The following is a 9635-nucleotide window of genomic DNA, read 5'->3' as shown; positions in this document are numbered from 1 at the left end:
CGTGATGCTCACCATCGACGGCGCGCTCACCGCCGGGCTGCGCAGCCCCGGCCTGCGCGGCGCCTACGGGCCGCGCGACGGATTCGCCGCCATCCTGGCCGGCAGCGGCCTGGCGGCGCAGCAACAGGGCGGCGGCTACGTGCTGCGCCGGCTGCCGGCCACCGGCGTCGCCACGCTGGAACCGGTGACGGTCAGTGCCGGCGGCATCGCGCCCGACAGCTACGTGGCCGAGGCCAGCCGCGCCGGCACCAAGACCGACACGCCGATCCTGGAAGTGCCGCAGTCGATCTCGGTGGTGACGCGCGCGCAGATGGAAGCGCAGAACGCGCAGAGCGTGACCGAGGTGCTGCGCTACGTGCCCGGCGTGGCGGTCGAGACCTACGGCGTCGACCCCAAGGGCTTCGACTGGGTCATGCTGCGCGGCTTCAACGCCCAGGCCACCAGCGACTACAAGGACGGCCTGCGCCAGATCACCTCGGGCTACACCCTGTTCCGCAGCGAGCCGTACGCGCTCGAACGCATCGAGGTGCTGCGCGGCCCGTCGTCGGTGCTGTATGGCCAGGGCGACGCCGGCGGCGTCATCAACCGCGTCAGCAAGCTGCCGTCGGCCACGCCGCAATACGAGGCCGAGCTGGAATACGGCAGCTTCCAGCGCAAGCAGGCCGCGGTCGACCTGACCGGCCCGGCCACCGCGGACGGCACGCTGCTGTACCGCGTGATCGGCGTGGCGCGCGACGCCAACACCCAGTTCACCTACCCCAACGGCGACCGCATCGCCGACGACCGCCTGTTCCTGGCGCCGTCGCTGACCTGGGCGCCGTCGGCCGCCACCCGCTTCACGCTGCAGACCGAGTACCTGCACGACCGCTCCGGCGGCACCATCGGCACCGTCACCATCAACGGCAAGCCCACCAACCTGCGCAACGGCGATCCGGACTTCAACCGCTACACGCAGAAGCAGAAGACCATCGGCTACCTGTTCGAGCACCGCTTCAACGACACGTTGCAGGTGCGCCAGAACCTGCGCTACGGGCAGGTCGACGCACTGCTGGACAACATCCTGCTGTCGGGCATCGGCCCGGCCGGCCTGACCCGCACCGCGCGCCGCTACGACGAAAGCATGACCGCGCTGGCGCTGGACAACCAGGCGCAGCTGGATTTCCACACCGGCCCGCTGGCCCACACGCTGCTGCTGGGGCTGGACTTCAACCGCAGCAGCGCCGACGTCTCGCGCACCTACGGCCCCGCCCCCAGCCTCAATCCCTACAACCCGGTGTATGGCGTGTACGTGCCCACGCCCACCACGCCGATGGCCAACTACCTGGAAACGACCCACCAGACCGGCCTCTACCTGCAGGACCAGGTGCGCTTGGCCGAACGCTGGGTGCTGACGCTGGGCGGCCGCTACGACTGGTACCGGCAGAAGAACGAGAACCGCCTGCTCAACAGCACCAGCGACCAGGACGGCTCGCGCTTCAGCGGCCGCGCCGGCCTGAACTACGTCATGCCCAACGGCCTGGCGCCCTACGTCAGCTACGCGCAGTCGTTCCTGCCCAACACCGGCGTGACCGCGCCGGCCAATGGCAGCGCCACCTTCGCCCCGTCGCGCGGCCGCCAGTGGGAAGGCGGCATCAAGTTCCAGCCGCCGGGCTCGAACGCGCTGTACACGCTGGCGCTGTTCGACATCAAGAAGAGCAACGTGCTGACCAACGACCTGCAGAATCCGGGCTTCCAGGTGGCTTCGGGAGAAGTGCAGTCGCGCGGGGTGGAGCTGGAGGGCAAGTTCAGCCTGGGCGACGGCTGGGACTTCACCGGCTCGTACACCTATGTGCGCGCCCGCATCAGCCGCGCCAACGACGCCACCCAGGGCAACCGGCCGGCGCTGGTGCCCGAGCACAGCGCCTCGGGCTGGCTCAACTACACCGTGCGCAACGCCGCGCTGGCCGGCCTGAGCCTGGGCGTGGGCGCGCGCTATGTGGGATCGACCTACGGCGACAACGCCAACACGCTCAAGATCGACAGCCACACGCTGATCGACGCCGGCGTGTCGTACGCGGTGGACAAGCACCTGACGCTGTCGGTCAGCGCCACCAACCTGTTCGACAAGGATTACCTGGCGACGTGCTCGGACCTGACCGATTGCTACCCGGGCAGCCGGCGCAGCGTGATCGGGCGGGTGAAGTACCGGTTCTGAAGACGGCCGCGCATGAAAAAAGCCCCACCGTTTCCGGTGGGGCTTTTTGCGTCAGGCCGCCAAGAATGGCCGCCTCGCCGCCGGGCCGCCCCTCGGGGGGCAGCAAGCGCGAAGCGCGCCGCGTGGGGGCGCTTCCTATTTCAGCCAGGCGCGCGCGTTGCGGAAGATGCGCATCCACGGGCTGAACTGACCGCCGCTGTCGGCGTTGCCCCACTTCTCGGGGGCCCACGACATCATGACGTTGCGGGTCACGCGTTCCGGGTGCGGCATCATCACGGTGAAGCGGCCGTCGGCGGTGGTGACGGACGTCAGGCCGCCCGGGCTGCCGTTCGGGTTGAACGGATAGGCCTCGGTGGCGTTGCCGCGGCTGTCGATGTAGCGCGCCGCCGCCAGCACGCGGCCGGCGTCGCCCTGCTGCGAGAAGTCGGCGAAGCCTTCGCCGTGCGCCACCGCGACCGGGATGCGGGCGCCTTCCATGCCGGCAAAGAAGATCGACGGCGACTTGGCCAGCTCGACCATCGACAGGCGCGCCTCGTACTTCTCGGACAGGTTGCGGGTGAAGCGCGGCCAGTGCTCGGCGCCCGGGATCATCGGCGCCAGCGCGGCCATCATCTGGCAGCCGTTGCACACGCCCAGCGCGAAGGTGTCGGGGCGGGCGAAATACGCCGCGAACTGATCCGACAGCTTGCTGTTGAAGCGGATGGTGCGGGCCCAGCCCTCGCCGGCGCCCAGCACGTCGCCGTAGCTGAAGCCGCCCACGGCCACCAGGCCCTGCACCTGCGCCAGGTCGACACGGCCCGACAGCAGGTCGGTCATGTGCACGTCGACCGCGTCAAAGCCGGCGGTGTCGAAGGCCCAGCCCATTTCCACCTGGCTGTTGCAGCCCTGCTCGCGCAGGATCGCCACGCGCGGGCGCTTGCCGCTGTTGATGAACGGCGCGGCCACGTCTTCCTGCGGGTCGAAGGCCACGTTGGGGCTCATGCCCGGATCCTGCGTGTCGTTCCAGACGTCCAGCTCGGCCTGGGCGCAGGCCGGGTTGTCGCGGCGCGCCATGATGCGGTAGGAGACTTCGCTCCAGGCGCGGCCGAGGTCGGCGCGCGGCTGGCCCCAGACCTTCTTGCCGTCGCGATAGAACTCGACCTCGTCGCCGCCGTTCAGGCCGCCGATGACGTGCGAGTGGGCCGACAGGCCGGCGCCGCGCAGCACCTGCATGACGGCGTCGCGCTGGGCGGCCGGCACCTGGATGACGGCGCCGGCTTCCTCGGCGAACAGCGCCTTGAGCGTCAGTTCGTCGCGCTGCACCGCCACCTGTTCCGGACGGATCTTGTAGTCGCCCCAATCGGCCGATTGCGGGTCGAAGGTCAGCATGTCGAGGTTGACCGAGATGCCGGTGCGGCCGGCGAAGGCCATTTCGACCAGCGTGGCGAACAGGCCGCCGTCGGAGCGGTCGTGGTAGGCCAGGATGGTGCCGGCCTCGGCCAGGGTGCGGATGGTGATGAAGAAGGCGCGCAGGGCTTCCGGCGAATCGATGTCCGGCACGGTCTCGCCGACCTGGTTGTAGGTCTGCGCCAGGATCGAGCCGCCCATGCGGTGCAGGCCGCGGCCCAGGTCGATCAGGATCAGCACGCTGTCGCCGGCGTCGGTGCGCAGCTGCGGCGTGAGGCTGGCGCGCACGTCGCCGACCGGCGCGAAGGCCGTGACGATCAGCGACACCGGCGCCACCACCTGGCGCTGCTCGCCGTCCTGTTCCCAGGAGGTCTTCATGGACAGCGAATCCTTGCCCACCGGGATCGACAGGCCGGCGGCCTGGCACAGCTCGCTGACGGCCGACACGGTGTCGTACAGCGCGGCGTCCTGGCCGTCGACGCCGCAGGCGGCCATCCAGTTGGCGGACAGCTTGATGTCTTCCAGGCGCGCCACGTCGGCGGCGGCCAGGTTGGTCAGGGCCTCGGCCACGGCCATGCGGCCGGAGGCCGGCGCGTTCAGCATGGCAATGGGGGTGCGTTCGCCCATGGCCATGGCTTCGCCGCGGAAGCCCTGGTAGTCAGCCAGGGTGACGGCGCAGTCGGCCACCGGCACCTGCCACGGGCCGACCATCTGGTCGCGGCTGGAGAGGCCGCCGACGGTGCGGTCGCCGATGGTGATGAGGAACGATTTGTCGGCCACCGTGGGGTGGCGCAGCACGCGGTACGCGGCTTCGGTCAGGTCGATGCCGGCCAGGTCGAGCGGCTCGGACACGCCCGGCAGGCGGCGCACGTCGCGCGTCATGCGCGGCGGCTTGCCCAGGATGACGTCGATCGGCACGTCGACCGGACGCACCTCGGCCTCGCCCTGCGGACGGATCGTGTCCAGGCCCGGCAGGCCCTCGCCGTCGACCACGCGCAGCTGGCGCTCTTCGGTGGCCACGCCGACCACCGCGTAGGGGCAGCGTTCGCGGCGGGCGATGGCGTCGAAGCGTTCCAGGTCCTTGGGCAGGATCGACAGAACGTAGCGTTCCTGCGATTCATTGCTCCAGATCTCGGCGGGCGACAGGCCGGATTCTTCCAGCGGCACGCGCTTCAGATCGAAGATGGCGCCGCGGCCGGCGTCGTTGACCAGCTCCGGGAAGGCGTTGGACAGGCCGCCCGCGCCGACGTCATGGATGGCGATGATGGGGTTGTTCTCGGCCTGCTGCCAGCAGCGGTCGATGACCTCCTGGGCGCGGCGTTCCAGTTCGGGGTTGCCGCGCTGGACCGAGTCGAAATCGAGTTCGGCCGAGTTGCTGCCCATGCTGATGCTGGAGGCGGCGCCGCCGCCCATGCCGATGCGGAAACCCGGGCCGCCCAGCTGGATCAGCAGCGCGCCGGGGGGAATCACGTCCTTGTGCGTCAGGCCGGCGTCGATGCTGCCCAGGCCGCCCGCGATCATGATGGGCTTGTGGTAGCCCCAGCGGGTGCCGCCGGCGGTCTGCTCGAACGAACGGAAATAGCCCAGCAGGTTGGGACGGCCGAATTCGTTGTTGAAGGCGGCGCCGCCGATGGGGCCGTCGATCATGATGGACAGCGGCGTGGCGATGCGGTCCGGCAGGCCGTGGTGGTCGGCTTCCCAGGGCTGCGTGGCGTCGTCGAAGCGCAGGTGCGAGACGGTGAAGCCGGTCAGGCCGGCCTTGGGCTTGGAGCCGCGGCCGGTGGCGCCTTCGTCGCGGATTTCGCCGCCGGCGCCGGTCGAGGCGCCGGGGAACGGCGCGATCGCGGTCGGGTGGTTGTGCGTCTCGACCTTCATCAAGGTGTGCACGGTGGTGTCGCGGCGGATGTACTTGGCGCCGTCGACGCCCTCACCGGTCACGCCCGGCACGCCGGCCTGGAAGCGCTGCGCCGGGCCGCCGGCCATGATGGCGGCGTTGTCCGAGTAGGCGACCACGGTGCCTTCCGGCTGCGCCTTGTGGGTGGCGCGGATCATGCCGAACAGCGTGTTGGGCTGCTCCTGGCCGTCGATCACCCACTGGGCGTTGAAGATCTTGTGGCGGCAGTGTTCGCTGTTGGCCTGCGCGAACATCATCAGTTCGACGTCGGTGGGATCGCGGCCCAGGTCGCTGAACGACTTGGCCAGGTATTCGATCTCGTCGTCCGACAGGGCCAGGCCCAGGCTGATATTGGCCTCGACCAGGGCGGCGGCGCCGCGCGCCTGCACGTCGACCGTGCGCATCGGCTTGCCGGCCAGCGGCTGGAACAGCGCCTGGCCGTCGAAGCCGGCGTCGACCACGGTTTCGGTCATGCGGTCGTGCAGGCAGTCGGCCGCGCGCGCCAGCATGTCGGCGTCGAACGACTTGGCGCCCAGCAGGCCGCGTTCCGGGGTGATGACGTAGCGCACGCCGCGTTCGATGCGGTGCACGGCCGACAGGCCACAGTTGTGGGCGATGTCGGTGGCCTTGCTGGCCCACGGCGAGATCGTGCCCAGGCGCGGGATCACCAGCAGCGCCAGGCTCTTGGCCGGCGCCTCGCCGGTGGCGGGGGTGCCGTAGTCCAGCAATTGGGTCAGGTGCTGCTGCTGCTCGGCCGTCAGGGCGGCGTCGGTGCTGACGAAGTGCTCGTAGCGGGCGGAAATGTCGGCCACCGGCAGGCCGGCTTCCTTCAATTGCGCCAGCAGGCGGTCACGACGAAAGGAGGACAGGACGGAGGAACCAGGCAGATGCTGAACAAGGGACACGATGCGGGCGCCGTATAAGGAGGGAAGCAAAACGAGGATTTTACCCCGCTTGGCGGGTTTTCCCGGACGGAAGCACACCCGCGTCCCGATCTGGCCCGAATTCGTCCTGCTTCGGTCATTGTTACAAAAGAATTCCGCGACGCAACGACCGACCTGCTGCACAGCAATATGGCGCTTAAACCCCTGCCGCCGTCGCGGGTTATGAGCCGTGAAGACCGGGCCCGCGAGGCCGACGTATTGCGACGCACCATGTTGCACCCATACCGCAGCGCGGGAAAACACGAACACCCACCCTCTTGCCCCGACGGTAGGATGCAGCGACCCCATACCTGGAACGCGCCCCGCCGCGCTGGCCATCGCCTCACATGTCACGCCCCGAAGCCCCCGTCGAGCCTGTCGAACCGATCATCCCCGCCGAAACAGATCCCGCCGTGAAAGTGCCGCTGGCCATCGAGGACTGGCTGGCCGTGATCCTGCTGGCGGCCTTGGCGCTGATTACCTTCCTGAACGTGCTGGTGCGCTACTTCACCGACCAGTCGTTCGCGTGGACCGAGGAGATCTCGGTGTTCCTGCTGATCGTGCTGACCATGGCCGGCGGCAGCGTCGCCTTCGTGCGCAACCATCACATCCGCATCGAGATCCTGGCCGACAACGGTTCGCCGCGGCGCCAGCGCATCATGGCGCTGATCTCCAACACCTGCGTGCTGGCGTTCTTCGTGCTGCTGACGGTGCTATCGGTCAAGCTGGTGGCCGACGAGTACATCTATGAAGAAACCTCGCCCGCCATCGGCGTGCCGACCTGGTGGTATTCGATCTGGCTGCCGGCGATGGCCGCGGCCATCTCGCTGCGCACGCTGGGCACGCTGCGGCGCCTGTGGAAAGCGCCGCTGCCCAAGGCCGACGGAGGCCAGGCATGATCGCCGGCATCCTGTTCGCGGTCTTCATCGCGCTGATGCTGATCGGCGTGCCGGTCGGCGTGGCGCTGGGCATCGGCGGCACCGTGGCCATCGTGCTGTCCAACCTGGACACGCCCTGGTATGGCCTGTTGACCGTGCCGCAGAACTTCTACGCCGGGCTGGCCAAGTATCCGCTGCTGGCGATTCCGATGTTCGTGCTGGTCGGTTCCATCTTCGATCGTTCCGGCGTGGCCAAGCGGCTGGTGGATTTCGCCATCGCCATCGTCGGGCGCGGCCCGGGCATGCTGCCGCTGGTGTCGATCGCCGTGGCCATGTTCCTGGGCGGCATCTCGGGCTCCGGCCCGGCCTGCGCCGCGGCCGTGGGCGCGGTGATGATCACGGCCATGTCGCGCGCCGGCTACCCGGGCCCGTTCTCGGCGTCGGTGGTGGCGGCGGGCGCGGCCACCGACATCCTGATTCCGCCCTCGGTGGCCTTCATCATCTATTCGGTGCTGGTGCCCGAGGCTTCGGTGCCGGCGCTGTTCGCCGCCGGCATGGTGCCCGGCATCCTGGCCGGTCTGGCGCTGATCGTGCCGGCCGTGTGGCTGTCGCGCAAGCACAAGATGGGCATGCTGGAAGCGCACCTGCCGCGTCCGCCGTTCTGGAAGAGCCTGCGCGAGGCCTCGTGGGGCCTGGCCGCGCCGGTGCTGATCCTGGGCGGCATGCGCATGGGCTGGTTCACGCCCACCGAGGCGGCCGTGGTGGCGGTGTTCTACGGCCTGTTCGTGGGCATGTGCATCCACCGCACCATCAAGCTGCGCGACCTGTACGTGATCCTGCGCGAGGCGGCCGAGCTGTCGGCCGTGATCATGCTGGTGGTGACGCTGGCCGGCATCTTCGCCTGGGCCCTGTCCACGCTCAGCGTGATCGACCCGATCACCCACGCCATCGTCAATTCCGGGCTGGGCGAATGGGGCGTGCTGGCGCTGCTGATTTTGCTGCTGATGACCGTCGGCATGTTCCTGGACGGCATCTCCATCTTCCTGATCTTCGTGCCGCTGCTGATGCCGATCGCCAAGGCCTACAACTGGGACCCGGTGTGGTTCGGCGTGATCCTGACGCTGAAGGTGGCGCTGGGCCAGTTCACCCCGCCGCTGGCGGTCAACCTGATGGTGTCGTGCCGCATCGCGCGCGTGCCGATGGAATCGACCGTGCGCTGGGTGGTGTGGCTGCTGGGCGCGATGTTCCTGGTGCTGGTGGCGGTGCTGGTGTTCCCGCAGCTGGCGCTGTGGCTGCCGCGCAAGCTGGGCTATTGAGGGAACCGGACGCAACCCGCCCGGCATGCATTCATGACAACAACAGACAGACCCGCAAAGAGAGGAGACGCAACATGAATTTCCGCAAGCTGATCGGCGCCACCCTGTGCGCCGCCGCCGTGGTTGGCCTGCCCGCCGCGGCGCAGGCGCAGAACTACAAGCCCGAATACAAGCTCTCCATCGTCGTCGGCACCACCTTCCCGTGGGGCCAGGGCGCCGAGATCTGGTCGAACCTGGTGCGCGAGCGCACGCAGGGCCGCATCAACATCAAGGTCTACCCCGGCACCTCGCTGGTGCAGGGCGACCAGACCCGCGAATTCACCGCCATCCGCCAGGGCGTGATCGACATGGCCGTCGGCTCGACCATCAACTGGTCGCCGCAGATCAAGCAGCTCAACCTGTTCTCGCTGCCCTTCCTGATGCCCGACTACGCCGCCATCGACGCGCTGGTGCAGGGCGACGTGGGCAAGGAGATGTTCAAGCTGATCGAGAAGGCCGGCGTGGTGCCGCTGGCCTGGGGCGAAAACGGCTACCGCCAGCTGAGCAACTCCAAGCGCGAGATCAAGCGGCCCGAGGACATGAAGGGCATGAAGCTGCGCGTGGTCGGCTCGCCGCTGTACATCGACACGTTCACCGCGCTGGGCGCCAACCCGACCCAGATGAGCTGGGCCGACGCCCAGCCGGCGCTGGCCAGCGGCGCGGTCGACGGCCAGGAGAACCCGCTGTCGATCTACACCGGATCCAAGCTCTACACCGTCGGCCAGAAGTACCTGACGCTGTGGAACTACGTGGCCGATCCGCTGATCTTCGTGGTCAACCGCGAAGTCTGGAATTCATGGTCGGAAAAGGACCGCGACATCGTGCGCCAGGCCGCGCTGGACGCCGGCAAGCAGCAGATCGTGATCGCGCGCAAGGGCGTCACGCCGGAAGATCCGTCCTTGCTCAAGGAGATCGAGGGCCACGGCGTCACCGTGACCTCGCTGAGCCCGGCCGAGCATGACGCCTTCGCCAAGGTCACCCAGCCCGTCTACGACAAGTGGAAGA

The 9635-nt window shown here is 68.8% G+C and carries 5 protein-coding genes; 4 read left to right on the top strand and 1 reads right to left on the bottom strand.

Annotated elements, in window-relative coordinates; all coding sequences use genetic code 11:
• The coding region (locus AOZ49_RS31165; protein WP_054479764.1) for a TonB-dependent siderophore receptor at window positions 1-2194 on the top strand (2194 nt) is incomplete at its 5' end.
• Window positions 2195-2329: 135 nt separating this feature from the next.
• Here AOZ49_RS31165 and purL read toward each other — a convergent pair.
• On the bottom strand, window positions 2330-6379 hold the full coding sequence (gene purL / locus AOZ49_RS31160; RefSeq protein ID WP_054479766.1) for a phosphoribosylformylglycinamidine synthase: 4050 nt from the start codon (window positions 6377-6379) through the stop codon (window positions 2330-2332).
• A 365-nt stretch (window positions 6380-6744) separates the two neighbouring features.
• Between purL and AOZ49_RS31155 the strand changes: the two genes are divergently transcribed.
• The 3 genes from AOZ49_RS31155 to AOZ49_RS31145 form a co-directional block, all read left to right on the top strand.
• Window positions 6745-7296, top strand: a complete 552-nt coding sequence (locus AOZ49_RS31155) for a TRAP transporter small permease (protein ID WP_054479763.1) — start codon at window positions 6745-6747, stop codon at window positions 7294-7296.
• A complete protein-coding gene (locus tag AOZ49_RS31150) occupies window positions 7293-8591 on the top strand; it encodes a TRAP transporter large permease (protein ID WP_054429819.1) in 1299 nt (432 codons plus the stop codon). Before AOZ49_RS31155 ends, AOZ49_RS31150 begins: the two co-directional genes overlap by 4 nt.
• 74 nt (window positions 8592-8665) lie before the next feature.
• Window positions 8666-9635, top strand: a 970-nt coding sequence (locus tag AOZ49_RS31145; RefSeq protein WP_054479761.1) for a DctP family TRAP transporter solute-binding subunit, incomplete at its 3' end; no start/stop codon positions are given.

Source organism: Achromobacter sp. 2789STDY5608615, assembly GCF_001298995.1.
GTDB classification, from domain to species: domain Bacteria; phylum Pseudomonadota; class Gammaproteobacteria; order Burkholderiales; family Burkholderiaceae_B; genus Achromobacter; species Achromobacter insuavis.
Note: the sequence above shows the minus strand (reverse complement) of the source record. Positions and strands in the feature narration are given on the sequence as shown.

Excerpts from the sequence above, each read along its gene's own strand:
- AOZ49_RS31155 (WP_054479763.1), top strand. The coding sequence starts at position 6,745 with ATGTCACGCCCCGAAGCCCCCGTCGAGCCTGTCGAACCGATCATCCCC.
- AOZ49_RS31150 (WP_054429819.1), top strand. The coding sequence starts at position 7,293 with ATGATCGCCGGCATCCTGTTCGCGGTCTTCATCGCGCTGATGCTGATC.